General features: G+C 38.3%; 23 protein-coding genes, 4 tRNA genes and 2 pseudogenes. 17 read left to right on the plus strand and 12 right to left on the minus strand.

From position 1 onward, the window contains the following. Window positions 1-93: 93 nt before the first annotated feature. A complete protein-coding gene (rnr, locus tag ACB088_RS18590; protein ID WP_005038501.1) occupies window positions 94-2508 on the minus strand; it encodes a ribonuclease R in 2415 nt (804 codons plus the stop codon). A 261-nt stretch (window positions 2509-2769) separates the two neighbouring features. Here rnr and ACB088_RS18595 point away from each other — a divergent pair. From ACB088_RS18595 to ACB088_RS18610, 4 genes are all read left to right on the plus strand, one after another. Then, window positions 2770-2860: transfer RNA gene (locus ACB088_RS18595), tRNA-Ser, on the plus strand. A 9-nt stretch (window positions 2861-2869) separates the two neighbouring features. Then, window positions 2870-2946 (plus strand) — tRNA-Arg (locus tag ACB088_RS18600). 39 nt (window positions 2947-2985) lie between these two features. Further along, window positions 2986-3062, plus strand: a tRNA-Arg gene (locus tag ACB088_RS18605). Window positions 3063-3169: 107 nt separating this feature from the next. Beyond that, window positions 3170-3763 carry an HAD-IB family hydrolase gene (locus ACB088_RS18610; protein ID WP_375037664.1) on the plus strand — a complete coding sequence of 198 codons (594 nt, stop codon included), beginning with the start codon at window positions 3170-3172 and terminating at the stop codon, window positions 3761-3763. A gap of 69 nt (window positions 3764-3832) precedes the next feature. Here the strand turns inward: ACB088_RS18610 and ACB088_RS18615 are convergent, their stop codons facing one another. Further along, the gene (locus ACB088_RS18615; protein WP_375037665.1) at window positions 3833-6112 is read right to left on the minus strand and encodes a hypothetical protein; all 2280 of its coding nucleotides are present in this window, start codon (window positions 6110-6112) and stop codon (window positions 3833-3835) included. 338 nt (window positions 6113-6450) lie between these two features. On the opposite strand from ACB088_RS18615, the pseudogene ACB088_RS18620 reads away from it, so the two are divergent. Then, window positions 6451-6549: pseudogene (locus ACB088_RS18620) on the plus strand (hypothetical protein); the annotation flags it as partial. Between the two features lie 141 nt (window positions 6550-6690). Further along, window positions 6691-6767, plus strand: a tRNA-Arg gene (locus ACB088_RS18625). 115 nt (window positions 6768-6882) lie between these two features. Here ACB088_RS18625 and ACB088_RS18630 read toward each other — a convergent pair. Then, window positions 6883-7575 (minus strand): nitroreductase family protein, encoded by a 693-nt coding sequence (locus ACB088_RS18630; protein WP_375037666.1) that lies wholly within the window; start codon window positions 7573-7575, stop codon window positions 6883-6885. 222 nt (window positions 7576-7797) lie between these two features. Here ACB088_RS18630 and ACB088_RS18635 point away from each other — a divergent pair, with 222 nt between their 5' ends. Both ACB088_RS18635 and ACB088_RS18640 read left to right on the plus strand, forming a co-directional pair. Further along, complete coding sequence (locus ACB088_RS18635) at window positions 7798-8295, plus strand: YcxB family protein (RefSeq protein ID WP_003653610.1); 498 nt, start codon at window positions 7798-7800, stop codon at window positions 8293-8295. Between the two features lie 39 nt (window positions 8296-8334). Then, on the plus strand, window positions 8335-8976 hold the full coding sequence (locus ACB088_RS18640; RefSeq protein ID WP_092711033.1) for a fumarylacetoacetate hydrolase family protein: 642 nt from the start codon (window positions 8335-8337) through the stop codon (window positions 8974-8976). A gap of 109 nt (window positions 8977-9085) precedes the next feature. On the opposite strand, the gene ACB088_RS18645 is transcribed toward ACB088_RS18640, so the two are convergent. Continuing rightward, a complete protein-coding gene (locus tag ACB088_RS18645) occupies window positions 9086-10333 on the minus strand; it encodes a YihY family inner membrane protein (RefSeq protein ID WP_199989505.1) in 1248 nt (415 codons plus the stop codon). A gap of 360 nt (window positions 10334-10693) precedes the next feature. Here ACB088_RS18645 and wrbA point away from each other — a divergent pair, with 360 nt between their 5' ends. Beyond that, window positions 10694-11302: an NAD(P)H:quinone oxidoreductase gene (wrbA, locus tag ACB088_RS18650; protein WP_199989507.1), complete on the plus strand. Its 609-nt coding sequence runs from the start codon at window positions 10694-10696 to the stop codon at window positions 11300-11302. Window positions 11303-11353: 51 nt separating this feature from the next. Here the strand turns inward: wrbA and ACB088_RS18655 are convergent, their stop codons facing one another. The 3 genes from ACB088_RS18655 to ACB088_RS18665 all read right to left on the minus strand — a co-directional run bounded on the left by ACB088_RS18655 (window position 11354) and on the right by ACB088_RS18665 (window position 13544). Then, window positions 11354-11929 carry a xanthine phosphoribosyltransferase gene (locus ACB088_RS18655; RefSeq protein ID WP_004639480.1) on the minus strand — a complete coding sequence of 192 codons (576 nt, stop codon included), beginning with the start codon at window positions 11927-11929 and terminating at the stop codon, window positions 11354-11356. 71 nt (window positions 11930-12000) lie between these two features. Then, the gene (locus tag ACB088_RS18660) at window positions 12001-12714 is read right to left on the minus strand and encodes a DUF3108 domain-containing protein (protein WP_092711042.1); all 714 of its coding nucleotides are present in this window, start codon (window positions 12712-12714) and stop codon (window positions 12001-12003) included. Between the two features lie 158 nt (window positions 12715-12872). Continuing rightward, window positions 12873-13544: a hypothetical protein gene (locus ACB088_RS18665; RefSeq protein WP_375037667.1), complete on the minus strand. Its 672-nt coding sequence runs from the start codon at window positions 13542-13544 to the stop codon at window positions 12873-12875. Window positions 13545-13776: 232 nt separating this feature from the next. On the opposite strand from ACB088_RS18665, the gene ACB088_RS18670 reads away from it, so the two are divergent. Then, the gene (locus ACB088_RS18670; protein ID WP_375037668.1) at window positions 13777-14661 is read left to right on the plus strand and encodes an energy transducer TonB; all 885 of its coding nucleotides are present in this window, start codon (window positions 13777-13779) and stop codon (window positions 14659-14661) included. A gap of 101 nt (window positions 14662-14762) precedes the next feature. Here ACB088_RS18670 and ybeY read toward each other — a convergent pair whose 3' ends face one another. The 3 genes from ybeY to miaB are packed head-to-tail and all read right to left on the minus strand — an operon-like array spanning window position 14763 to window position 17832. Further along, window positions 14763-15245, minus strand: a complete 483-nt coding sequence (gene ybeY, locus ACB088_RS18675; protein WP_133747486.1) for an rRNA maturation RNase YbeY — start codon at window positions 15243-15245, stop codon at window positions 14763-14765. A 9-nt stretch (window positions 15246-15254) separates the two neighbouring features. Continuing rightward, window positions 15255-16343 carry a PhoH family protein gene (locus ACB088_RS18680; RefSeq protein WP_003653596.1) on the minus strand — a complete coding sequence of 363 codons (1089 nt, stop codon included), beginning with the start codon at window positions 16341-16343 and terminating at the stop codon, window positions 15255-15257. A gap of 37 nt (window positions 16344-16380) precedes the next feature. After that, complete coding sequence (miaB, locus tag ACB088_RS18685; RefSeq protein WP_045433034.1) at window positions 16381-17832, minus strand: tRNA (N6-isopentenyl adenosine(37)-C2)-methylthiotransferase MiaB; 1452 nt, start codon at window positions 17830-17832, stop codon at window positions 16381-16383. 287 nt (window positions 17833-18119) lie between these two features. Here miaB and ACB088_RS18690 point away from each other — a divergent pair, with 287 nt between their 5' ends. The 4 genes from ACB088_RS18690 (at window position 18120) to ACB088_RS18705 (ending at window position 22403) form a co-directional block, all read left to right on the plus strand. Further along, window positions 18120-20063: a transglycosylase SLT domain-containing protein gene (locus ACB088_RS18690; RefSeq protein WP_375037669.1), complete on the plus strand. Its 1944-nt coding sequence runs from the start codon at window positions 18120-18122 to the stop codon at window positions 20061-20063. Between the two features lie 57 nt (window positions 20064-20120). After that, on the plus strand, window positions 20121-20783 hold the full coding sequence (locus tag ACB088_RS18695) for a ribonuclease I (RefSeq protein ID WP_092711057.1): 663 nt from the start codon (window positions 20121-20123) through the stop codon (window positions 20781-20783). Window positions 20784-20994: 211 nt separating this feature from the next. Continuing rightward, window positions 20995-21981, plus strand: coding sequence for a malate dehydrogenase (locus ACB088_RS18700; protein WP_375037670.1), 987 nt, complete (start codon window positions 20995-20997; stop codon window positions 21979-21981). A 176-nt stretch (window positions 21982-22157) separates the two neighbouring features. Then, window positions 22158-22403 carry a DUF2789 family protein gene (locus tag ACB088_RS18705; RefSeq protein ID WP_375037671.1) on the plus strand — a complete coding sequence of 82 codons (246 nt, stop codon included), beginning with the start codon at window positions 22158-22160 and terminating at the stop codon, window positions 22401-22403. A gap of 58 nt (window positions 22404-22461) precedes the next feature. Here the strand turns inward: ACB088_RS18705 and ACB088_RS18710 are convergent, their stop codons facing one another. After that, complete coding sequence (locus tag ACB088_RS18710; RefSeq protein ID WP_092711060.1) at window positions 22462-22989, minus strand: hypothetical protein; 528 nt, start codon at window positions 22987-22989, stop codon at window positions 22462-22464. A gap of 67 nt (window positions 22990-23056) precedes the next feature. Then, on the minus strand, window positions 23057-23662 hold the full coding sequence (locus tag ACB088_RS18715) for a 2OG-Fe(II) oxygenase (RefSeq protein ID WP_205468506.1): 606 nt from the start codon (window positions 23660-23662) through the stop codon (window positions 23057-23059). Between the two features lie 117 nt (window positions 23663-23779). Here ACB088_RS18715 and ACB088_RS18720 point away from each other — a divergent pair, with 117 nt between their 5' ends. The 3 genes and pseudogenes from ACB088_RS18720 to ACB088_RS18730 all read left to right on the plus strand — a co-directional run bounded on the left by ACB088_RS18720 (window position 23780) and on the right by ACB088_RS18730 (window position 26607). Beyond that, on the plus strand, window positions 23780-24637 hold the full coding sequence (locus ACB088_RS18720) for a 23S rRNA (adenine(2030)-N(6))-methyltransferase RlmJ (RefSeq protein WP_003653584.1): 858 nt from the start codon (window positions 23780-23782) through the stop codon (window positions 24635-24637). A gap of 41 nt (window positions 24638-24678) precedes the next feature. Further along, window positions 24679-25512: a CDP-diacylglycerol--serine O-phosphatidyltransferase gene (pssA, locus tag ACB088_RS18725; RefSeq protein WP_375037672.1), complete on the plus strand. Its 834-nt coding sequence runs from the start codon at window positions 24679-24681 to the stop codon at window positions 25510-25512. Between the two features lie 17 nt (window positions 25513-25529). Beyond that, a pseudogene (locus tag ACB088_RS18730) lies at window positions 25530-26607 on the plus strand (DUF6670 family protein). Window positions 26608-26679 lie beyond the last annotated feature (72 nt).

Raw genomic sequence — 26679 nt, forward strand, 5'->3', positions numbered from 1 at the left:
GGAAATCAAGTTTAATTTGCAAAATAAGCTTTTTAAAAAGAAATAAGCTCCAAATCGGAGCTTATTTCTAAATTGGCAACATCTATTGTTTAATTATTCTGCCTTTGATTTTGCATTGGCCTTTTTCTTTTTAGGCTTAGACTTTTTCTTTACTTTTTCTGGTTTACTTTCGGCTTTCGCAGAAGTTTTTTTACCAGGCTTTTTAGTATAAGAACTAGGCTTGGCTTTCTCTTTCTTTTTGTGAACAGGCTTTTCGCCATCACTACTTGTTGGTTTGCTAAAAACTTCTTCAGTTGCCTGTGAAGATGTTTTGGTTGTGCGTGGAGCTCGGCTACGAACTACTCGTCCTGCATGTGTGACTTGTTGAAGAAGCTGGAAGTCAATTTTACGTTCTTCAAGATTTACGCCAGCAACCTGAATTTTAACTTCATCACCTAAACCAAAAACTTGGCCTCTATTTTGGCCTACCAGATTTTGGCTCGCTTGGTCATAAATAAAGAAGTCATCACCGAGTTGGCTAATATGAATCATGCCATCGACATATAAGTCTTTCAGTGTCACGAACAAACCAAATTCAGTTACGGCACTTACAATACCAATGAATTCCTCGCCTAAATGCTGTTGCATATAGTGACATTTCAACCAAGTCGTTACACTACGAGATGCTTCATCTGCACGGCGTTCAGTTTTAGAGAAATGTTCACCAGCATCATCTAGTGCAGCACCAGAGAGAGGTGAAGGTTTTTGTTTCAAGTGTGCCTTAATAGCACGGTGTAACAATAAATCTGGATAACGACGGATTGGCGAAGTGAAATGGGTATAGGCTTCATAAGCCAAACCATAGTGACCCGCATTTTTTGCGCCATAATAAGCTTGCATCATCGAACGTAATAAAACGGCATGAATGCTTGGTGCATCAATACGATCTTTGGTTGCTTCGATGACTCGTTGATAATCTGCTTGAGTTGGCTGGTCAGGGAAGGGTAGACCAAGTAATTTCACAAAGTCTTTTACTTTCTGAATACGTGAAAACTCAGGAGCTTCATGTACGCGATACAACATTGGGATATCATTTTCTAATGCATATTCAGCAGCAGCTACGTTAGCAAGCAACATACATTCTTCAATCAGCTTATGAGCTTCATTACGTGTACGTGGCAAAATTTCTTTAATCCCGCCTAGTTCATCAAAAGTCATGTACGTTTCAATGGTTTCAAATTCCATTGCATGACGGTCGGCACGTAAGTTTTTCAAAATTTGATAAAGCTGGAAAAGCGTATTTAAGGATTTATGAACATCGCGATCTTTTGGAATCGCATCTGTTGCCCCTTCAAAATATTGTGCTACTTGAGTGTAGGTCAAACGTGCTTTTGAGTGCATCACTGATGGATAAAACTCAAATCCAGTTACACGGCCTGTACGAGAGAGTTTAAGGTCACAGACCATACATAAGCGGTCTACATGCGGATTCAGAGAGCACAGACCATTTGATAAGGCCTCTGGCAGCATTGGTAATACAAAGTGTGGGAAGTATACAGAAGTACCTCGTTCCTCAGCTTCTTCATTGAGGGCTGAGTCTAAGCGCACATAATGACTTACGTCTGCAATTGCCACCACAACACGGTAACCACCACCAGGACGTTTTTCTGCATAAACTGCATCGTCAAAATCGCGTGCATCTTCACCATCAATCGTAACTAATGCTAAATCTCTTAAATCAATGCGGCCTTCACGGTCTTGAGCAGATGGCTCTTTAAAACTTTCTGCTTCTTTTAATACCTGATCTGGAAACTCATATGGCAAACCAAATTCAAGAATGGTTTGTGGAATGATAATTTCTGTATCAGCTTTATCGGCCATAGACTGAATAATATGCGCCGTTGAAAACTCTTCGCGGGTCGGATAGCTATCAATTGCAACACGTAGCATATCGCCAACATTCGCTTCAGCGTGTTTTACGAGTTCTTTTTCTAAAGGAATAGGTTGGTGCTGATTAGGACTGTTGGGTTGAATAAAATATTCGCCCTCATGAACTGACAGTTTACCGATCATTTGTTTGACGCGATGTTGTAAAACTTCTGTAATAAAACCCCAGGGTTTACCTTTACGGTCTACTGAAGTCTGGCGCACTCTAACTCGGTCGCCATTAAATACTAAACGTAATTCACGTTCAGGAAGTAAGAGGTCAGTTTGACCATCAATATGTGCTGTACCTAAACCTTTACTATTAATATAAACAGTTGCTTCATATGTTGGTTGATCTGCCACCAACTGAAATTTAAAACCGTCTTTCATGATTTGACCATCACGAACCATAGCACTTAAACGATGACTTAACGCTTCGATACTTTTTTGGTCATGAATATTAAAATGATCGACAAGCTCTGCATGAGATTGTGGTGTTTGCACCTGCTCCAATGTATCTAAAATAAGAGTACGGCTTGGAATAGGATTGTCATAACGTTCAGCTTCAGCTTTCGCTTCAGGGTCAGCCCAGTTTTTTGTCATGTCGTTTGGTTTCACGCTTGGCAGATAAGTTTAGCATAAGCCATGCAGACCTGAACTGCACGTTTAGGTTTGCAATAATGTGTTATGCACTACAGTATTTTGATGAAGAAATAATATCTATCTTAACAAGCGTTTGATCGAAAAAGACGAAAATAATGAGTAAATTGCTTAAAAAGTAATTCATTGAACTAAAAAACAAGAAAATTTCAGTATGATGACTTGATCAATGTGGTTTTAGTTTGTATTATGGCGGCTCGTTCCGGTGAGGTGGATGAGTGGCTGAAATCACTTCCCTGCTAAGGAAGCATACCTATTACTGGTATCGAGGGTTCGAATCCCTCTCTCACCGCCATTACTTAATGCGCTCATAGCTCAGCTGGATAGAGCACTTGGCTACGAACTAAGGGGTCGGGAGTTCGAATCTCTCTGAGCGCACCAAGTAAAATAGAACGAATCGCTGAAAGGCACACAAGTTACGCGCTCATAGCTCAGCTGGATAGAGCACTTGGCTACGAACTAAGGGGTCGGGAGTTCGAATCTCTCTGAGCGCACCAACTTGAAGAATTAACCGCTTTTATAGCGGTTTTTTTGTGCTTGTTTTTTAGTAATTTTAAAAAAATCTAAATTTATAACTTTTTAATTATATTAGAGATAATCATAAATGAATCTAGCTTTATTTGATTTTGATGGCACGATCACTCACAACGACACATTTAGCTTATTTCTTAAATTTTCTTTGAATAGAAAAACTCAAATAGTCGGCGGTATTCGACTTGCGCCGTATATAGCAGGTTATAAACTTGGTTGGGTAACGGATAAAACTATTCGGACTAAGCTCTGTCGGGTGGGGTATGTAGGCTATGACGCGAATTCCCTAAAATATATGGGACAAGAGTTTGCTAAAAAGGTGCTTCCTACATGCGTTCGTGAAAATGCTTTGGAGCGTATTCTCTGGCATAAACAGCAAGGTGATCAGATTGTTGTTGTATCTGCATCATTAGGCGTTTATTTAGAAAGTTGGTGCCATTCTTTAGATTTAGATGTTATATGCAATCAACTTGAAATACATAATGGTATTTTAACAGGTCATTTTATTGATGGTGATTGTGGTTATTTAGAAAAAGTAAATAGAATAAAAAATAAATATGATTTAAGCCAATATTCTACAATTTATGCTTATGGTGATACGCCTAATGATTATGCAATGTTAGAGTTAGCACATAAAAAATATTATAGATGGCAAGAGATTGATTAGTAATAATTAATATTTAAAACTATATTAAGGCAGAAAGCCACTTATAAAAGTGGCTTTCTTTTAATAATATTAAACAGTATGGAAAGAATTATCTAAGAAGTTATCAGTAAGTAATGACTGAGGTACGATAGTGTGCGTTGTATTTGTTACGCTAGATACTGTAGAAGTTACTCCACCGAGTAATCCACCGCTCGTTAATCCACCAAGTAAATTAGAAATAACATCTAAACCACTTCCACCCGTAACACCGCCAGTTAAGCTACCCACGATATCAGTTACGATACCAATTGGATTGTCGCCACCCACACCGCCGGTAATCCCACCAGTTAAGCCACCTACAAGGTCAGTTACTACACCAAGAGGACTGTCTCCTCCAGTTAAACCACCGAGAAGATCAGTTACTACGCCAAGAGGGCTATCACCACCAACGCTACCAGTTGCGCCACCAATAGTTCCTGTCACTCCGCCAAGGATTTCTGTTAATAAGCCCGTTGCAGTAGAGCCATTAGTAATAAGCGTACCCAGAATACCAGTTGCTGATTCAGTTGCACCTTGGATGTCGCCACCGACTAAGTCAGAAACAGTTTCGAGAGCACCATTTACCGTGTCACGAGAAGTTTCGAAAGTTAATGTACCAAGGTCTGCAATTTCAGAAACAGGATGCTCTACTTGTGGAAGAATACCGATAATTGTATCTGCTACTGTATCAATACCAGTGTTGATGATTTCAGTTTTTAAGCTTTCTACACCCTGAAGAATATCAATACCGCCTTGAACTACGTCAATCACTGGAGAGATTGGAGATGTCCCACCATCAATACCGCCCGTTACACCGCCGATAATATCAGTCACCACTTCAAGAGGGTTACCACCAACGCCACCAGTTACACCGCCAATAATGTCAGTCACGACTTCAAGAGGGTTGCCGCTAACACCACCAGTTACACCGCCGATAATGTCAGTAACAATTTCAAGAGGGTTGCCGCCCACACCACCAGTTACACCACCGACTACATCTGTAACACTTCCAACAACACCAGTGATAATACCAGCAGCAGTTGTACCATTATTGATAAGCGTACCCAGAATACCAGTTGCTGATTCAGTTGCACCTTGAATGTCGCCACCGACTAAGTCAGAAACAGTTTCGAGAGCACCATTTACAGTGTCACGAGAAGTTTCGAAAGTTAATGTACCAAGGTCTGCAATTTCAGAAACAGGATGTTCGGTTTGTGGAAGGATGCTAATAATTGTGTCAGCAACAGTGTCGATACCTGTATTAATAATTTCAGTTTTTAAGCTTTCTACACCCTGAAGAATATCAATACCGCCTTGAACTACATCAATGACTGGAGAAATTGGAGATGTGCCACCGCCAACGCCACCAGTTACACCACCGATGATATCAGTCACGACTTCAAGAGGATTACCGCCAACACCGCCAGTTACGCCACCGATAATGTCAGTCACAACCTCAAGAGGGTTGCCACCAACGCCACCAGTTACGCCACCGATAATGTCAGTCACGACTTCAAGAGGGTTGCCGCCCACACCACCAGTTACGCCACCGATAATGTCAGTCACGACTTCAAGAGGGTTGCCGCCCACACCACCAGTTACACCACCGACTACATCTGTAACACTTCCAACAACACCAGTGATAATACCAGCAGCAGTTGTACCATTATTGATAAGCGTACCCAGAATACCAGTTGCTGATTCAGTTGCACCTTGAATGTCGCCACCGACTAAGTCAGAAACAGTTTCGAGAGCACCATTTACTGTGTCGCGAGAAGTTTCAAAAGTTAATGTACCAAGATCTGCAATTTCAGAAACAGGATGTTCAGTTTGAGGAAGTACTCCAATTACTGTCCCTGCAACAGTTTCAATGCCAGTGTTGATAATTTCAGTTTTTAGGCTTTCTACACCCTGAAGAATATCGATACCGCCTTGAACTACATCAATGACTGGGGAAATTGGTGAAGTTCCACCAGTCACACCACCTGTTACGCCGCCGATAATACCAGTGACAACTTCAAGAGGATTGCCACCAGACACTCCACCAAGCAAACCGCCAGTTACGCCGCCCACAACATTGGTTACAGTTTCTAAGGGATTTGTAGAACCGACAGTACCTGTTACCGTACCAACCACATCAGAAACCAAGCCGGTTGTTGTGTGGGTAACAGTATTAGTTACTGTTGAAATAACATTTGAAAGTAAGCCTGATGTTGAAACGTGTGCATCAACAGAGGAACCCGTGTTTACAGTGGTACTTACCGATACAACATTACCCAAGTCTTGAGTAACTTTTGATATCGAAGATACGAGATTTTTTAGTAAAAACATGTTGGTCTATTTCCTATATAATTATGTATTTTTAAGTAAGTATTATTTATTGCGCTACATAATTAGTGAGATGTATATCTCAATAATTAAAATTTAGTATTGGTTAGATATCAAAAGCTGTCAATGTGTATTTTTAGTCACATTTTTTGATATTAAATGATATTTAATGAAATAATAATTTATTTAATTTAGACGTAAAAATAATAATAGTTTTTATATAATATTTTTTTGATGAATTATTTTTTAATCATATTTTCACTCATTTGAAGCATTATATTAGATAAATTTTACTGGTGCGTATAATATTAAAGTTCAACTAGAAATATATTATTTCTATAATGTTGACTAAAACAGTAGCCTTTATCTTGTAGGTAGATGGCCAAATGCTTCAAAAAGCCTATAAAACTTATTTGAAAAAAAATATTTCAAATACATCTTAGATGAGAAAAACATCAATAATTTTAGCTCCCATTTTTTATAAAATAGGGGGTGGCTAAGAACTAGACGGTTGATGACAGAAAGATGAAAAAAGACTTCCTAAGCTTTGAAAAATGCGTATAATGCGCAACATCAAGTACGCGCTCATAGCTCAGCTGGATAGAGCACTTGGCTACGAACTAAGGGGTCGGGAGTTCGAATCTCTCTGAGCGCACCACTTGAAGAATTAACCGCTATTATATAGCGGTTTTTTTGTGTCTGATTTTTATCATCTTTATTAAAAGCCGGTGTTCATAGAAACCAGCTTTGAAAAGAATTAAAGGTGAAAAAGATTAACCAAATGTTTTAAAACGACTTTCATCTTCAATGAAAGCTTTTTCTCCTGCTTCGCCTTCGATTGAACCAAATACTAATTGAGCTCTTAATTTCCAGTGAGTAGGAACATTAAAAGCTGCATTAATTTTCTCATCAATGATTGGATTATAGTGTTGCAATGAAGCACCAATGCCTTGTTCAGCTAGGACGTTCCATACTGCAAATTGTGCAATTGCTGTTGAATGCTCAGACCAGATTGGAAAGTTATCGGCATATAGCTCGAATTGCTCTTGTAGACCTTTAATCACATCTTGGTCTTCAAAAAATAAAACTGTACCTGCACCTGATGCAAAACTTTGAATTTTCTGTTCAGTTCCAGTTAGGGCTTCTGCTGGAATAATCGTTTTTAATACATCTAAAACAATATTCCAGAAATTTTGGTGGGACTGATCAAATAAAATCACAACGCGAGAAGACTGGGAGTTAAATGCAGATGGGCTATGTTTTACAGCCTCTTGAATTAATTTTTCAATTTCAGTTGGGGACTGTTTTAAGTTCTTTCCTATTGAATAAATTGAACGACGTTTTTTAATTAATTCTAAAAAGCTTGGTTCATTTGAAGGATTCGTCTCTTGAGTGGTTTGCGTAACCACATCTTTTGAGACAGTTGCTTTTTGATTTAAGCCAAATAATTTTGCAAAAAAAGACATGAGACATTCCACTAAGAAGGTGATGCTTTTATTGTAGAAATTTTAAAAAGTGAAATAAGCCCAATAAATATGAATCTACGTTCCATATATGCAACGAAAAATATTTTTAATCTCGCTACTAAGGCTACTTTTGAGCAAAACAAAAAATAGCCTTTGATTCATTTTAAAGCTGAAATGAATATGCTCTAATAGTTCCGATTTATTGAGTATCGATGCAGTGCAATGACCGAGCAAAAAACAGCTTTATCTTTACGTTACTATTTGAATTTAGAAGAGTCACAAGATGGATTTTCATTAGTGACATTTGGGAAAAAACAATTTACCCGTTTTCTAACACCTGCGATTAGTATCGCAATTATTATTTGGGGACTTTATTTAGGTTTCTCTGGGGTTGGTCGATATTATGTTGGGCTAGGTATTTTTTTTCTGGTGATGCAAGGGCTGATGCGTTATTGGCTTTTACCGATGTTATTTAAACGTCAATTTGTTCGTTACCAGTTTGGAAAGAGCGAGCAGGGCATCGACCTCTATCAAGATTATTTTGAGCTTTATGCCAGCGGTCGTAAACAAGTGATGCAATATTCAGATGTGCAAACTTTTGCTAAAGGCAAGCTGACTTACATGCTTGAGCTAAAAAATAAAACTGTAATTATTGTGCCAAAGCGAGCATTTGCACAGGTTTCAGATCAAACTATATTTGAAAATACATTTAAGAAATAAATTATTGGACTTATTAGCCGCAACAACAAAGGAAGCCTCATGAATACACGTCCTTCAAAAATCGTTTGCGTAGGCAGAAGTTATGCCGATCATGTCAAAGAATTAAATAATGCTATGCCTGACAGACCTATATTATTTATTAAACCACCTAGTAGCTTGATTGGTTTAAATGACGGTATTTCATGGAATCCAGCTTGGGGCAGTTGTCATTTTGAATGTGAATTAGTTTTACGTATTGACCAGCCTTTAAAAGGTGAAACGGACCCTGAAAAAGCATTGAAAGCGATTGGGGCAGTGACTTTAGGTCTTGATTTAACAATGCGTGATTTACAGAATGACCTGAAAACTAAAGGTCACCCATGGGAGCGTGCAAAAGCTTTTGATGGTGCTTGTGTTTTGGCAGACTGGGTCGATTTGAGCGAAATTACAAATTGGCAAGAAACTAAATTCACGTTCCATATTAATAATGAGTTACGTCAAGATGGGAATACTGAACTATTAATGTTTACGATTGGCGATCTGTTAACCGATATTAATCAGGTTTTTTCATTAGAGCCGGGTGATGTGATTATGACAGGCTCACCTGCGGGTGTTGGACCATTACACTCGGGTGATCAGTTGAAAATGACATTAAAGGGTGCAACACAAGATTTTGTGTGGGAAACTTTTGTAAAAGCGTAATTTCATTTGCGCCGCTAGATATTTTTAACCCTATTATTTTTCAATAATAGGGTTTTTTTATGAGCTAAGAATTAGAGTACAACTAATTAAATGAGAAGCTGCTACCTACTTATTTCTCTTCAAGAATTGTGGAGAGGGGAATAGAAAGTTTTGCAGCTAGATAGTCATTAGACTCCACTAAAGCTGGACCAATTTTTTCCATCCATTCATCGTCATCATGCACATTTTGGACATCTTGGCGTAAAGGGAGTGGATATGGAAGAGCCGTAAAAAAGCTCCAGAAGTCGACTTGAGACAAATTACGAACTAAGACATATTCATCTTTATCTGTACGCTTAATCAAATTTTGCTCTTCAAGTAAAAGTACATAAGAGGGCCAGCGTCCAATTTCTCCTCGACCTAAAATTTCTAAGGCTTCTTTATCACTTACACTTTCACCCAGTTTTTGCTTTTTATAAAACAATTCAAGAATATCTAATAACATGAGCACAGGGTGTCGTTTTTGCTCTTTACCTGAATGAAAAGCAGTTAAAGCAAAACTGACTTCTACTCCGAGTAAAATAATATTCCATGAGAGAAAGATCCATAATAGGAAAATGGGTACTGCTGCAAATGCACCATAGATCAGTTCATAACTGGTAAAATTTGACATCACAAAGCTAAATAAGTTTTTGAGTATTTCAAAAAGTGCAGCACTTAAGCAGGCAGCTATAGCGGCTGCATAAACTGGAACTGTTCGATTCGGAATAGTCCAATACAAAATAAAAAAGCCAACAATAGTCAATACAAACGAAATCATCCAGAGAATGAATGATCCATCAAGTTGATATCCAGCAAAGTTATTGCTGAGAATGTTCATGGAAGCGACAGTAGATGAAATGACGAATGCGCTTCCTAAAATAATTGGACCTAAAGAGATGATCGTCCAATAACGCATAAAGCCCATAATGCCACTACGAGTTTCTTTTACGCGCCAAATACGATTAAAGACAGTTTCAATTGATGTGAGCATTAAGACGGTTGTGACGAATAAAAACAGCACACCGATAACAGTTAAGTTGCTGGATTTTTCTGTAAAAGCATTTAGCGCTTTATCAAATGCGATAGTGCTCTTAGGTAAAAAATTACTATAAATTAAATGTTGGAGCTGTTGTCTTGCAGGTTCTAACGCTTTAATTGAAGAAATAATTACTAAAAAAACCGTTAACATCGGCACAACTGCGAATAGAGTTGTGTAAGTGAGAGAGCCCGCTTGTTCGCGGCACCGATCAGCTTCAAAACGCTTAAATACATATAAAACGAATTGAAACCAGGTTTTATTATAAAAAGGAAGCTTACTTAAAAAACGTTGTAACATGCGTCGTCTATCCCGATTTTTTTAATCATCATGTTGGGCGATTAATAGCTTATCAAAGTATGAGCTTAACAACTCAAATCATAGATTAAAGCAAAATAATAACTTATAGAACTAAAGTCGTTCTGTAAGTTTACTATGCGCTATAGAAAAAATTGTAGCCCTAATCTTTTTCAAAAAAGTTGGCTTTCTGTTGTCTGAGCATAAAATTCAACAAAGTCGATAAACCTTTTACCCAACGAATTTGAGAAATTTGCTCGTGTTACCTTTCATGCTACACAATCAATCACCTCTAGAATTTCATAAGATTGGTTTCGCCCAAAAAATAAAAAATACCGTATAGTGTTCTTTTTAACAAAATTTATGAAACCGATGCAACCTTACATTCTTGTACTTTATTACAGTAAATATGGCTCTACAAAAGAAATGGCACATTTAATTGCCAATGGTGTTGAGTCTGCGGGTATGTCAGTGAAAATTCGGACAGTGCCAAATATTGCTCCAGTCGTCACAATAGCTGAGCCAAGCATTCCGGCAGAAGGTGATATCTACTGTACGTTAGATGATCTAGCGAATTGTGCAGGACTGGCATTAGGTTCCCCAACTCGCTTCGGTAATATGGCAAGTGAAATGAAATATTTCTGGGACCAAACGACTAGTCTTTGGCTCAATGGGGCATTACATAATAAACCTGCTTGTGTTTTTACTTCTTCTGGATCGATGCATGGTGGGCAGGAGAGTACTTTACTCACGATGCTGCCGCCGTTATTTCATCACGGGATGATGATTTTGGGATTACCAAATGCAATTCCAGCTTTATCTAATACTAAAACAGGTGGAACACCGTATGGGGCAAGTCATGTAAGCGGACCCCGCCATGACCAGAACTTAAGTCAGGATGAAAAGATTTTGTGTGAAGCACAAGGTAAGCGTCTAGGTGAGGTTGTTAAGAAGCTTTCAGGGGTACTTTAAAAACAAATAAAAAAAAGAGCGGATATCCGCTCTTTTTTTTATTTGCACAATTTATTCTTTTACAAAGGTAACTTTACCATCTGTAAGAGAAAGAACACGTGCTAATGACTCAACTCGGTAGCCTTTTTCAAGCAATAAATCACGACCTGATTGGAATGATTTTTCAATCACAATACCTACACCGACAACTTCTGCATTTGCTTGGTGAATTAAATCAATTAGTCCTAATGCTGCTTGACCATTCGCCAAGAAGTCATCAATAACTAATGCTTTATCAGTTGAATGAAGGTGTTTGTTTGAAATCGCAATTGTGCTTTCAGTTTGTTTAGTAAAACTAAATACTTTAGAGCGATATAAGTCATCTTTTAACGTCAATGACTGATATTTACGAGCGAAAATTACAGGTACACCAAGTTCCAAACCTGCCATGATTGCAGGTGCAATACCTGATGCTTCAATGGTAATAATCTTGGTAATCCCTGCATCTTTAAAGCGAGCGGCAAATTCTTTACCAATCTGCTGCATGAGTACAGGATCAATTTGGTGGTTTAAGAAAGCGTCGACTTTCAAGACTTGATCAGATAGAACGATACCTTCTGTTAAGATTTTCTGTTCTAGTGCGTGCACGGGAGAATCCTCTAGACGGATGCTTTTAAAGCAAATGCGTATTTTAAAAAGCATCCGAAAAAATGCAAGCTTTAATTCGTTTTACCCGTATAACTTGTTAATAACAGGCCATAAGAAGTTTTACCATCAACATGGCTGACTTTAACTGGTAAATAGTCCAATTTAGGGGCTAACCAGAAAATAGTATTACGGTCTGGTTTACCATGTTCTAAAACAACTTTTACGGTATCAAAGGTGCCATAAGAGGTTTTAATTTTTTCATTGCCCTGTTTTACAAAACGACGATTTTCAACTTCTTTTGCATCGGCAAGAGGGTATGAAGTTTTAAGTGAACCATTTTTTAAATCTTCACGAACTTGTAATTCTGCATTTAACTCGTCAAGTACACCAGCCTGCCAAGCAAATGAACGAGCTTTATCATCTTTCTTGGTAGAAATAGTTTTGCTGTTTGGATTAAAGTTAATATTCATGGTGTTGTTATGAATCAAAATTTTGCTGGTACGGCTAAAACTTTGAGATCCAATTTTACCATTAGCAAAACTAAATTTACTTGTTTCGCTTGCAGAAGCGATTCCACCTGCTTTTGCAGTGAAATTATAAGTCCAATTATTACCTTGCTGGCTTAAGGCACGTGTCGCCGAACCCATACCTTTATTATTATAAGTAAACTGATAATTTGCCTGAAATGGGCTCATGGCAAGTGCATGACTTGAGAAGCCTGCAAAAAGCAAAGTTGTTGAAATACCTGTTGCGATGCCAAATGATTTCAGAAATTTTGTTGCCATAAGTAAATATCCTTGTACAGACTGAAAAGTCAGTGCTGATGCATCTATAACTTGAACATATTATGCCTGTTGATCATGGAGAAAAAATCAGGATTTATGCTAAATGTGTAATCTATTTGTGTTTTTTGGCAGTTAATTCATTTTTATTCATCACAGCTTTATACATCTTTTTGCTGGATTGGCGTGATTTCAGAATCTTCTAATTCATCTTCATAATCATCGTCCTGATCACGGAAAAGCAGGGCGGCTAAATTAACATTTCCAAATACGACTAACTCAGCTTCACGAACTCGTGCGTAATTTACATGTACTTTACCTAGTGTCTCGATGATACTGGCTTTTTTACCAAACCAACGGTTGAGGTCAAGAAATATGAGCTCATCACGTTCTTCTGCTACATTAAAACGTTGAAGAATCATTCCTAAAGGATCTTTTTTCAAGATTTTATGGTAGTAAAAAACTGCGGCTTTTATGGCAATCTTTTGCCAAAAGTTTTTATATTTCGCTTCAATAATTTGTGTGTTGCTAATTTGCTCAAAAACTAATAGCTGTTGTTCTTTATTAAATTCCATCTGAATCAGTTTTAAATCAACAGATAATGTCGTCTCTAGGCCTTTTACATGCATGGTTGCATATAACCTTAACCAGTCATGATAAAGATCGGCATGGAGGTCGTCTAAAAACTCAACATTATTGGTGACATAACGCTGTAAAGTCGCATTCAGAAAGGTTTGTGATAGCGTAAAATCTCTTTCTTCTTCAATGAATGCTTCAGCTTTTTGGTAGACTTTTTGAAGGCGTCTGACTAATGAGGAAAATAGCGTTTGCATAAAAGAACTTCCAGAAGATAATTTACTTAAGAACCAACACAATCTTTATTATGATAAAAAACGAGTTTTGATATTGCAGTGTAACAAATTTAATTGATACATTTTGACAAAATGAAAATGGATAAAACTCTATATTTGAAGTGAATCACATTTTTATCCAGATTTGAATATCAGTTTATATTTTATTCGGTATTAAACCGTGGGGATAAGGCATTTATATGCTTTTAAAATTATGTTGAACAAAAGAAGTCTATCGATAGAGCCTTTTTATCATTGGTGGCAAGACCGAGTTTTTATTGCTGCGACAATATTGGCAGTCTTACTGCATATTTTTGTGTTGCTCATTCACTTTGCGATGCCTAGCCCATCAGAACAATCTACTAAAGAAATTGCAATTTCAATTCGATCAAGCAATGAGCCAGTTCAGCAGGCAGACTTTTTGGCGCAAGCAGACCAGCAAGGTTCAGGCGCATTTCGTGATGCCCACCGTACCTCTAGTGATACACCAAATCCTATGCCTAATGATGCTTCAACTGGAGATGCGCAGTTAGAAAGTTTGCAAAAGGTTCAGCAACAAAGAGAGCTTAAATTTGAAGAAAAAGTCTTAATGACTGTTTTGAGTTGGCAAAAACAAGCTGACGCCAGTCAAAGGAAAAAAGAATTAGAACAATTACAAAGTCAATTTCAGGCAAAAGCTGTGATGGTTGCGAGCCTTGAAGCACAATATTTACAACGCAGACAAGATTTCAGCCGCCAGCAAAAAATAAAAACAGTAGATGGAATTCAGGCGAAAAAAGATGCCTCGGCTGCTTATTTAGATAAGTTCCGTGAAAAAGTGGAGTTGTATGGTAATCGCTATTACCCAGAAGAAGCCAAACTGCAACAGTTAAAAGGCGAAGTCCGTTTAATGGTTATTTTAAATGCACAAGGAGGGATTCGTGCAATCCGGTTACTTGAGAGCTCAGGGCATTCGGTATTGGATGAAGCTGCAAAGTCTTCAGTACGTCGCGGCGCACCATTTGGGCATTTTGATACCAATATGAAAGATATTTCTGAATTGCGTATTGTACGTACTTGGCGTTTCGATCCTGCTCAAGCTGAATTTGAAGTGCATTAATAAAAAATGTGGATAAGTTTTAGCTTATCCACATTGATTTTAGTTCATTAAACAACAGCTCACCTGAAGGCAGACTATGTTTTTCATCTAATCAATAACGATTAGATCTGTTCTTGGTAGGGATTGTCTATATTCAGTTTTGCTAGAATTTCAACTTCAAGCCCTTCCATTTCTTCAGCTTCTTCGTCACTAGTTTCGTGGTCATAACCGAGTAAATGCAAAACACCATGTACTAATAAATGTGCAAAGTGTTCTTGAGCTGTTTTCTTTTGTTCAACCGCTTCTTGCAATACAACTGGAATACAAATGACTAAGTCACCCAGAGGAAAGGCATCGAGCATTGGTAAAACTTCTTCAGGAATATCACTTGGAAAAGATAAAACATTGGTTGGTTTATCTTTCTCTCGATATTGCAGATTAAGTTGTTGGCTTTCTGCTAAATCGACACAAGCGACGCCAATTTCGCAATCTTCTTTATAACCAACGTGGCGTAAGGTTGTTTCAATGATTTTTTTGAGTTGAGCTCGTTTGAGCTCTAACTCAGGTGATAGGAAGTCTTGTTGTAAACTTAAACTGATTTTCAAAATGAATCCTTAAGCATCCTGATGTTGCAAGTCTGCTGCTGTATCGTTTTCAGTCATTAACGCTTCTTGACGTGCTTTGCGTTCAGCACGAGCTTCAGCATTAAGACGATGTTGTTCTCCATCCCAACCTTCATACGCTTCAACAATTTTTTGAACAAGTTGATGACGTACAACATCGCGGGAATGGAAACGGGTAATATGAATTTCGGTAATATTCTCAAGTACACGAAGTGCGTGTGCCAGACCAGATTGTTGACCTTTAGGTAAATCGACTTGAGTAATGTCACCTGTAATCACTGCACGAGAGCCGAAACCTAAACGGGTCAAGAACATTTTCATTTGTTCAGGTGTTGTGTTTTGAGCTTCATCCAAAATTACAAATGAATGGTTAAGTGTACGACCACGCATATATGCAAGAGGCGCAACTTCAATTACTTGACGCTCAATTAACTTGGCAACTTTTTCAAAGCCAAGCATTTCGTAAAGGGCATCGTAAAGAGGGCGTAGATATGGGTCGATTTTCTGGGTTAAATCACCAGGTAAGAAACCCAGCTTTTCTCCAGCTTCTACAGCAGGACGTACAAGTAAAATCCGCTGGATTTCGTTACGTTCTAGCATATCTACGGCGGCGGCAACTGCTAAATAGGTTTTACCTGTACCAGCAGGGCCTACACCAAAAGAAATATCGCTTTGTAAAATACGTTGTACATAACGTTTTTGATTGGCACCACGTGGATTAATGCGGCCTTTTCGTGTCTGGAAATAGACATCGAGCGGCGCATCATTTTCATCCATTTCGTCACCAACCAACTCGAAATTGCGTTCAGTTTGTGAAGATTGAATGAGGAGGTGTAATAGATCGGCACTGATTTGCTGGGATAGCTCAGACTCTTCGTAGAGTCGTTGCAATAATGCTTCGGCTCTCCCAACAGCATCAATTTCACCATCTATGTGAAAAACATCTCCACGATGAGTAATTTTGACATCTAAACGCTGTTCAATTTGCTTCAGGTGCCCATTATAGGCACCCAGAATGCTCTTTAAACGTTCCATTGAAATTTCAGGAAATGTTACGGTACGTCGAATCGCTGCAGTCAAGAGAAAACCTTTCAGTAGACTTTAGAATACCTCTACATTACGCCACGTCAGGTTCAAGATTCAAGAGCTCACCGTAAACAAAATTTAAAGTTTTAATTTCAGTAATCTCGATCTCTGCAAAACGACCAACCCAAGTTGCATCACCAACGAAAGTGACCAGACGTGTATTGTCAGCAGTACCAATTAAAATATTAGGGTCTTGATCAGATACTTTTTCAATAAGTACACGTTCAATTTTACCTAACATGGCATCTGTTTTTTCAATACTAGACTGCTTAATTACTTTTTGAACTTGAGCTAAACGTTCTTTTTTAACTTGCTCAGGTGTGGTGTCTGGCAAGTCTGATGCTGGTGTGCCTGGGCGTTTTGAATAAACAAAACTATACGAATGATCGAAATCTAAATCATTGATAAATTTCAATGTTTCTGCAAAATTTTCATCGGTTTCACCAGGGAAGCCAATAATAAAGTCACTTGATAAATGCATATCTGGACGAATTTTGCGTAGCTTCGCAATTTTATCGATATAAACATCAATCGTGTGATTTCGTTTCATTGCTTTTAAAACATCATTCGAACCACTTTGTACCGGCAAGTGTAAATGTGACACCATTTGAGGTAAATCTTCATAACACTGAATAAGCTCATCAGAGAACTCAAGTGGGTGCGAAGTCGTATAGCGTAAGCGTCCAATACCCGGAATTTCTGCAACGAGTCGTAACAATTCAGGGAAAGTACAAATGCCACCTTCAAAGGTTTCACCGCGGTAACCATTTACATTTTGTCCAAGAAGTGAAATTTCACGGACACCTTTTTCAGCAAGACCTGCAATTTCTGCAAGTACATCGTCTAAAGGTCGAGAAACTTCTTCACCGCGCGTATATGGAACTACACAGAAAGAACAGTATTTTGAACAGCCTTCCATAATAGAAACAAATGCTTTAAAGCCTTCTACACGTGGTTCTGGTAAAAAGTCGAACTTTTCAATGTCTGGGAAAGAAATATCAACCAGTTTGATTTTATCTTTTTTGGGTTTTTCTACTTGAGCATTATGTTGATCAAGCATTTGCGGTAAACGGTGTAATGTTTGAGGACCAAAAATCATATCCACATAAGGCGCACGTTTTTGAATGTTGTCGCCTTCTTGAGAGGCAACACACCCACCAACACCAATCACAAGATCAGGATTTTTGTCTTTTAGTTTGCGCCAGCGTCCTAATTCACTGAATACTTTTTCCTGTGCTTTTTCACGGATAGAGCATGTATTCATGAGCAGGATGTCTGCTTCGCTAGGGTTGCTCGTTAAAATGTAACCGTGAGAGTCCCCTAAAAGGTCTGCCATACGGTGACTGTCATACTCATTCATCTGACACCCTTGAGTTTCAATATAAAGTTTTTTTATTGAAACATCAGTGGTGTGCGTTGGCTGGGTAACAGTGTTTTCTGAGGCAGCTTTGGCACCATTGGGAATGAAGGTTTGAACCGTCATGCAGGCTCCTAACAGATCGATCTAAAAAAGAATAAATTTGCCCAAAATGGGTCAAACCATTCATTATAGCAGTATTTGGACCGAACCGATAACAGTAAACCTTCAGAACATGACACGGTTTTTTTGAAGTAAATTATGTAAATTTTAATGATGTTGAATCAGAGAGTTACATAACACAACAAAAGAAAGCACGAAGACTAATTAAACTATGCTCTGAAGGTGAATAGTCAGGGTTTAACACATTTATGAGACCAAGTAGAAAGAGCTCATCAATCCATAGTCGTGTAATGAAAAATAAATATATGCATCGTAGCTGGTTAGGAGCTATGTGTTTACTTGGTTGTTCATTTACCTATGCTGCCGAAGAGCAGTTTAATGATGCATTAAACGCTGCAAATAGTGGTAATACAGCATTATTAGACCAATATCAGCTTGCTATGCAAAATGATGTATTGGGATACTATCCAGAATATTGGAAACTTAATACCAATCTTGGCTTTCAACCTTCAGCCTCGATTGTAAGTTTTGCTCAACGTTACCCTCAATCAGCAATGGCTGAGAAATTAGCCGCCGATTATGTAGAAGAAAAAGTTAAACAAGCTGACTTCGCATCTGCACAACCTTTATTATCTTATGTAACTAATCCTGATCAGGCTGAAAATTGCGCATTGGCACAGGTGAGAGCGAAAACCGGTGATGCATTAGTTTTTGCTGAATACAAAGATGTATGGCTAGCCACCGAATCGCAACCTGAATCTTGTGTAGGTCTAGGACGCTTGATGTTATCTAGTCCATTAATGAGTCAGCAAGATAAACAACAGCGTCTTTGGGTGCAGTTACGTTCTGGTTTAACAGGGCAGGCCCTTGCTACCGCACAGACTTTGGGAATGAATTTGTCGTTGGCGCAGCTTAACCAAATTCAGGCTAATCCACTCAATTATTTGTGGAGTGCGCCTAAAACAAATGATACAGACTATGCTTATTTGATTTTTGCATTAGGTCGTTTGGCTAATAATGACTTACCTAACGCTTTTTCGAACGTACAACGTGTCGCTCAAGGTACACCAGAGAATATACAAAAGTATTTATATCGAACCGTTGCTTATATTGGTGGCACCACGATCATGAAAAATAATTTTAATCGTGAGGTTCTTCAATATTTTGATGCAAGTTATGGTTATCCTCTAAGTCCGGAAGAAGCTGAAATTTATGCGCGTCAGGCAATTCGATTTGGTGCGTGGGAAAGTTTAATCCGTGCCATTGATAGTATGACCGTGACACAAAAACAAGAAGATCGTTGGCAATATTGGCTTGCTCGTGCAACAGAGCAGCGCGGTGATAGTAGTTCGAAAAATACTGCGCAACGTATTTATAAAAAATTGGCTGAAAGTGGTGATGACTATCACAACCTTTTAGCAAAAGATCGTTTGGGTGAACGTTATAATCATCAACCTTACGATGATCAGCCAACAGCAAGTGACTTAAGACGTTTAGACCAGAATATTCACTTTAATCGTGCTTTTACTTTAAGACGTATTAATGCAAATCCAACCTATACCAACCGAGAATGGAACTGGGCAGTTCGACAAGCTTATCTTCAACATGATGATGGTGTGTTGTTAGCTGCGGCAAAGCGTGCCCATGATATGGGGTGGTATGACCGTGCAATTTATGCAGCAGATCGTACAACAAATAAACATAATGATACGTATCGCTATGTGACGCCTCATAAGACTAATGTCGTAAGTCATAGTTACAATGCAGGAATTGATCCAGCGTGGGCTTATGGTTTAATGCGACAAGAAAGCCGATTTGTTACCTCCGCACGTTCTCACGTTGGAGCGGGCGGTCTTATGCAAATTATGCCTGATACAGCGAAGTTGATTGCACGTCAAATGGGTGAAACCTATAATCCAGCGGCATTAAATGAAATGAATACCAATATTCGATATGGAACATTTTATTTGTCGATGATTCAGGGGCAATTAAGCAATAACCCTGTTTTGGCTACAGCAGGGTATAATGCGGGGCCTAATCGGGCGAGACGTTGGCAACCGGACTATCAATCAATTTCGGCTGACCAATATACAGAGACAATCCCATTGTTAGAAACCAGAGACTATGTCAAGCATGTTATGACTAATGCAACACATTATGGGGTGATATTGGGTCAAGGGGCTCAATCTTTATCACAACGTATGAAAGTCATTCCAATGCGTACATCGCCTTAAGTTTAAGGTAGTTGATGATGGATCTTCTTTTAATTGGCATATTCAAGTTTTAATTAAATGAAATATAGATATTTGGAACTTCGTTCAATTTTGCAACTTGCATGGTGGCTTATCTGTGCAGGGGTGGGATTGATGAGTTCCGTTTTACATGCCGAACCTGTTAATTTACAGGGGTATGTCATGCATGTGCAGATGACACCTGCCGCGTGTGCGTTAGATCCCTCTAAACAAAAACAACGTAAATGTCTCGAAGGATATTCTTTGACAATTACAGGCCTCATGCCAGAAACAAATCAAACCGATTGTTCAACAGAAAGTTCGGCCACTCTTTCTCCATTACAATCTAAAGTCGTAGCGCGGGTTATGCCTGATAACAATGCCCGTGTGCAGCTTTGGAAAAATGTAGGTGGGTGCGTTCCTATGAATGCAAGTCAATATTTCCGGACAGTCATTAACTTTGCTGAACGTCTAAAAATTCCAGCTAGCCTCACAAGTTCGACGAATGTTGAAATTCAACAGTCAGCTTTAAAACAGCAATTTACTCGTCTTAATCCGACCTTGCCTCAAAATGGTATTCGTTTAAGTTGTCAGTTATCGCGTTCAGATGTTGTTTTAACTGAAGTGAAGGTGTGTTACACGGTAAAAGGCCAATATAAACAATGTGCAAATCATGTGGTATCAAATTGCCCAGGTGAAATCACGATTAAAGGTAGTTACTAAAGATGGCGATCATTTCGTAAAAAAATGCTGACCATGCATTGAATCTTTTTGTAAATATTAATTTGTATTTTCTATCAGACTTTTGGTGAAAATGAGTCGCTTTTACATGCATCTGCCACATCTTTAGAGTACAATCTTTGCCGTTTATGATGATTTAGTTAGATGGAATTCCTATTTAGCTAGATTAAGGACATTCATTGGAGACAATTACATGAAGCAACCCGTTCGTGTTGCCGTGACTGGCGCTGCAGGTCAAATTGGTTACAGCTTATTATTCCGTATTGCAAGCGGTGAAATGTTAGGTCAAGATCAACCTGTTATTTTACAATTGCTTGAAGTTCCAGTTGAAAAAGCTCAACAAGCGCTTAAAGGCGTAATGATGGAACTTGATGACTGTGCTTTCCCTTTATTGGCTGGCATGATCGGGACTGATGATCCGAAAGTTGCATTCAAAGATGCTGACTACGCTTTATTGGTAGGTTCTCGTCCACGTGGTCCTGGTATGGAACGTGCTGACTTGTTAAAAGTTAACGGTGAAATTTTCATCGGTCAAGGTCAAGCATTAAACGAAGTTGCTAGTCGTGACGTTAAAGTATTAGTTGTAGGTAACCCTGCAAACACTAACGCTTACATCGCTATGAACTCTGCTCCAGACCTTCCAGCGAAAAACTTCACTGCTATGTTGCGTCTTGACCACAACCGTGCGTTGACTCAAGTCGCTCAAAAAGCTGGTGTTGCAGTTGCTGATATCGAACACTTAACAGTTTGGGGTAACCACTCTCCAACAATGTATGCTGACTACCGTTTTGCAACTGCAAATGGCGAAAGCTTAAAAGACAAAATCAACGATGCGGCATGGAACAAAGATGTGTTCCTTCCAACTGTTGGTAAACGTGGTGCTGCGATTATCGAAGCGCGTGGTTTGTCTTCTGCTGCTTCTGCTGCTAACGCTGCAATTGACCATATGCGCGACTGGGCACTTGGTACAAACGGCAAATGGGTAACTATGGGTATTCCATCTGATGGTTCTTATGGTATTCCAGAAGGCGTTATGTTCGGTTTCCCTGTAACAACTGAGAACGGCGAATACAAAATCGTTCAAGGTTTAGAAATTGATGAATTCAGCCGTGAACGTATTAACTTTACGTTAAATGAGCTTGAAGAAGAACGTGCAGCGATTGCTGACATGTTGAAATAATTTATCTTTTTGATAAGTTAAAAAAAGCACTCTTTTTAGAGTGCTTTTTTATATTCAATCATTCGCAACCAAACACAAAAAACAACAAGAAAATATAGACACTATCATGCATATAAAAAGGTTTTATTGTTAGATTAGTTAATAGATGATTTAAAACAAGTTATAGGAGAATAACAATGTTTGAGCAGCAACCTACTTTAGAACTTTTATTTGATCAGCTGGGTTTAGATTCGGATGAAGCAAGTATCGAAAACTTTATCAAAACACATCAATTGCCAGCTAATCAGAAACTACATGAAGCCTCTTTTTGGTCAAAAGGCCAAAGCGATTTTTTAAAGAGCCATTGGGAAAAAGATGATGAATGGATTGTGGTTATTGATGAGCTGAATGAACAATTACATGAAGATAGTGTAAAGAGATAAATTAAAAATAAGGCCTGTTTTACATAAGATATAGAACAGGCCGATTCAAATTAAATATTTAGTGCGTTTTTGATTTTACTAAATTTTTATACCATGGTTCTTGGCGAACCGAATTAAAGACAGGATGTGCGTGAAGCAACTCAAGATCACATTGGGTTGTTGATAAATATTTAGTTAACCAATGTCTGGTTAGTGCTGACTCTTCTCGCGCTGCTGATGCATAAGCCAAGAAGAAATATATATCTGCATGTTCATAGTGGGCTAATGGCTTCAAAATTTGTTGAGTAATCAACGCAAAACGTTTTTCTTTATTTAATTCAAAATAAAGCATATAGGCTTTAGCCAAATGCAAAGATAAATTGAGATACAGACTCAATGGCATTTCTTCATATTCCATACGAGCTTGTTCAAGTAAAACAATCGCCTCTTGTAAAAAATGAAGCTGCTCTTGGCGAACATGACTTAATATGACAAGTTGCAAGCGTAAATCGGCACGCTCCAAAGCAAGTTCAGGCGTATTTTCAGTCAAATAAAGTTGATCTGTCTCACCAATTCTGTTCACAATCGTTTTACTTTCAATAGACATACGCCCTAGTCCTTCTTGATCAATAGCATTTATATCGGGTTCATTTACTAAATTTAAAGAGTAGCTTTTAAACCCAGATAGAATTTCCGCTACGAAGCCAAGCCGTAATCGAAAGCCTTTGTTGCTTTGAAGTTAATACTTCATGCAATAAGTTGCTTTGAAATATCACCAGTCGATTGGGTTCTGGGTTAACAATATGCCATTTCTCATTTTTATCTTGTAGTCGTAATTGACCACCCCAATCTTCTTGCCATTCTGCATGTAAATAATAGACCGTTGAGATAATCCGATCATTTTTTTGTTGAGGATTGTCTCGGTGTAAAGCATAAAACTCACCCAAATTATAACGGGCAAAATGAGCTTCAACTTCTTTAATTCCTAAATAGAATGCTTGATTTAGACTTTGCGAAAATGAAGTTAAAGTTTCAACATGTTGTTGAGCAATAGGGAGCTCATCATTAATCCAGAGAATATGGTCACTACGAATATTGCTCACCACACCATTTTGAATACCAGCTTCTCTAAATTCATCAATATGATAGCTACACTCTTTGGCGACTTGCGCGCGATATTGATCCGAATAGGCTTGATTAATAATAGCAAAGCCATGCGTATTTAAGTCATCCAGAATTTGATCCAGATCCCATGAGTCCGGAAGCAGGTGAGAGAGCATATAACCTCGAGTAGATCGTAAAAATATCAAGCTGCTCTATTTTAGATGATCACAACCTTACGAAAGAATATTTTTTTCATGTTAAACTATTTGTTGAATTGAGGAATTAAAGTCAACATGAATTACCGTCACCATTTCCATGCGGGCAACTTTGCAGATGTTATGAAGCATGTGCTTTTGCTACAGCTTCTCAACCGTTTAAATGCTAAAGATAAACCTTATCGTTATATCGATACGCATGGAGGTGCAGGAAAATATAATTTATCTCTGGCACCTTCACAAAAATCTGGAGAGTTTCTTACAGGCATTCATCGACTAGTTCAGATATCTGAAATGGAAAAGCGTCAGGCACCTGAAGCAATCCAGCAATATTTGAAGTTAGTAGAACAGTTACGTTCTGAAGAAGGTAAGGGTAGTTATCCGGGGTCACCATGGTTTGCTTTGCAAGGTATGCGTGAGATTGATAAAGCAACCGTGTTTGAAATGCAGCGTGATGTTTTTGAGCAATTGCGACATAACATTTATGATAAACGTGCAGGTTTACATGAGCGTGATGCATACGAAGGCTTGCTCGGCGTTATTCCACCGAAAGAAAAACGTGGTTTGGTCATGATTGACCCGCCTTACGAATTAGAGCGTAAAGACTTTCCGCAATTAGTTGAGCTTTTACAACAAGCTTATAAAAAATGGCCAACAGGTGTTTTTGCAGTTTGGTATCCAATTAAAGACCGAGCGATGATTGAGCGTTTTGAAAAGAAAATGTTCAAAACAGGTATTCGCCGTCAATTGGTTTGTGAAATCTGTGTATGGCCAGATGATACACCTGTAGGCTTAAATGGTTGTGGTCTATTGGTGATTAATCCACCTTGGCAGTTCTCTGAACAAGCCGACCAAGCCCTACAGTGGTTATTCCCGCATCTACGTATGCAAGAAATTGGTGGCCATGCTGCTGTTCGCTGGTTAGTAGGTGAATAACAGTTAACTTAAATCAATGCACATGTTTGGAATAGAAAATAATGACAAATGCGCCTAAACCAGAGCAAGATTTAACTCATAATGAACATTCATTTGATGGGATTACATTCGAAGTGGTTGAAGAAGAAGATAATCCGGAAGGACAAAAAGTGAAGCGCCGAGGAATTTATCTTTGGCCTAACTTAATTACGACAGCCGCTTTGTTGTCTGGTTTCTATTCCATCATTGCGAGTATGAATGGGGATTTTACCCAAGCTATTTATGCCATCTTTATTGCAGCTTTGCTCGATGGTTTAGATGGCCGGGTTGCTCGAGCTATTGGTGCACAAAGTGCTTTTGGCGAGCAATATGACTCACTTTCAGACTTATTGGCTTTTGGTGTAGCTCCAGCAATGCTTATGTATAGCTGGAGTTTGCATGATTTAGGTCGTATTGGTTTGGCATGTTGTTTTGTTTATACAGCATGTGCAGCTTTCCGTTTAGCACGTTTTAATGTGCAAATTGGTGTGGTTGATAAGCGTTATTTTATCGGAATTGCAAGTCCACTGGCTGCCATAATCATTATTTCATTAGTGTGGGTTGCTCGTGACTATCCTTTCATTTTTGATTTACGTGATATTGTGATTAAAACCATTAATGCTGTTCTTATGGTTGTTGTGGGATTACTCATGATCTCCAATATCAAATATTACTCTTTCAAACAAATGGACCGTAAAAGAGTTCCTTTTGTAGTTATGTTGCCAGTAGTACTGATTTTTGCAGCAATCACTTATAATATTCCAATGGGCATTTTAACCGTTTCAATAATCTATGCTCTATCTGGTTTTGTTACGACATTATTTGCACGCAAGAGTAACGAAACAATAAAAACATAAAATAGAAGAGGTTCGGTATGCCTATGTTGATGAATCAAATTAATCAATTACAGCAGCTGGGCCTTAATGCCAAAGAGGGGGTTGTCTATCAACCTTCTCGCGGCTTTTTTAAAATTGTTTATCAAGGCTTAATCCTTCCAAATCTACCGGCTCCACTGCGCTATTTTAATTACATTAGTATGGTTGGACAGCCGCGCATTCCTCTTTGCTATAACACCCACTCAATTACGACTTCGGCAATCGATACTGCAACTGTACTTGTAAGTAATAGCCAACATAGTGTGGGACATTTAAAAACTTATTCTATTCGGCGGCAATGCCAGTTTGACTCAAAACAATATCAGTTTGATAAAACAGATTTGATTGAGTGGAAAATCCCAAAGATCCATCTTCAGCGACTAGACTCGGAAATGGGATGTGATCTTACTCTTCAGATTCCAGAAAATATCTCTAATACTTCTGCATTACAGTGGGGAGTCTCAGACTATTGGTCAACCTTATGTTTATGTGAAGGTGAAATTTTTTATAAAGGACAAAAGTATCAAGTTGAAGGATTAGGACGCTTTAAACATGCAAGGGCTCTACATTTACCATTTTTATCTTTATGTTTCTATACATGCCAAATTATTAATTTAAATGAAACCACTCAGCTTACATTTACACAAATAAGAAATCAGTGGAATATCATCTTATGTTCAAGGTTAGATATTCAAGAATTTGGTAAGCCTGTTGAAAGCTTTACTGAAGATGTAAATTTACATATCCATCGCGTTTATCCAAAAGTTAGAACACCCAATGATAAAGAGATGTATTTGCCAAGAGAATTTTCTTGGCAGTGTAAAAAAAATGGCAAAATTATTTTTGAACTTTATGCACAAAGCCGTGGCGACTACAAGTTTGGATTGGCTGCTGGATATGTGGGAAGCTTCCAATATCAATTAAGTTGGAATGAACAATGTCTACAAGGTGAAGGTGGATATTGTGAATATATTGATTGTCGCCCACTTAGGTGGCAGGAAAAGAACCAAGACGAAAAAATATTAGATAAATTGATGCTTTTACAGCCATGTTTATATAAAAAATGACTATTTTTAGCATTTTTGATTAAAAAGTGAACTGTTGTTTCATTAATATTAAAAAAGGGGTTGCCAAGAGAATTTAATCATC

The sequence above is a fragment of the Acinetobacter sp. RW6 genome (assembly GCF_041956835.1).
GTDB classification, from domain to species: Bacteria; Pseudomonadota; Gammaproteobacteria; order Pseudomonadales; family Moraxellaceae; genus Acinetobacter; species Acinetobacter calcoaceticus.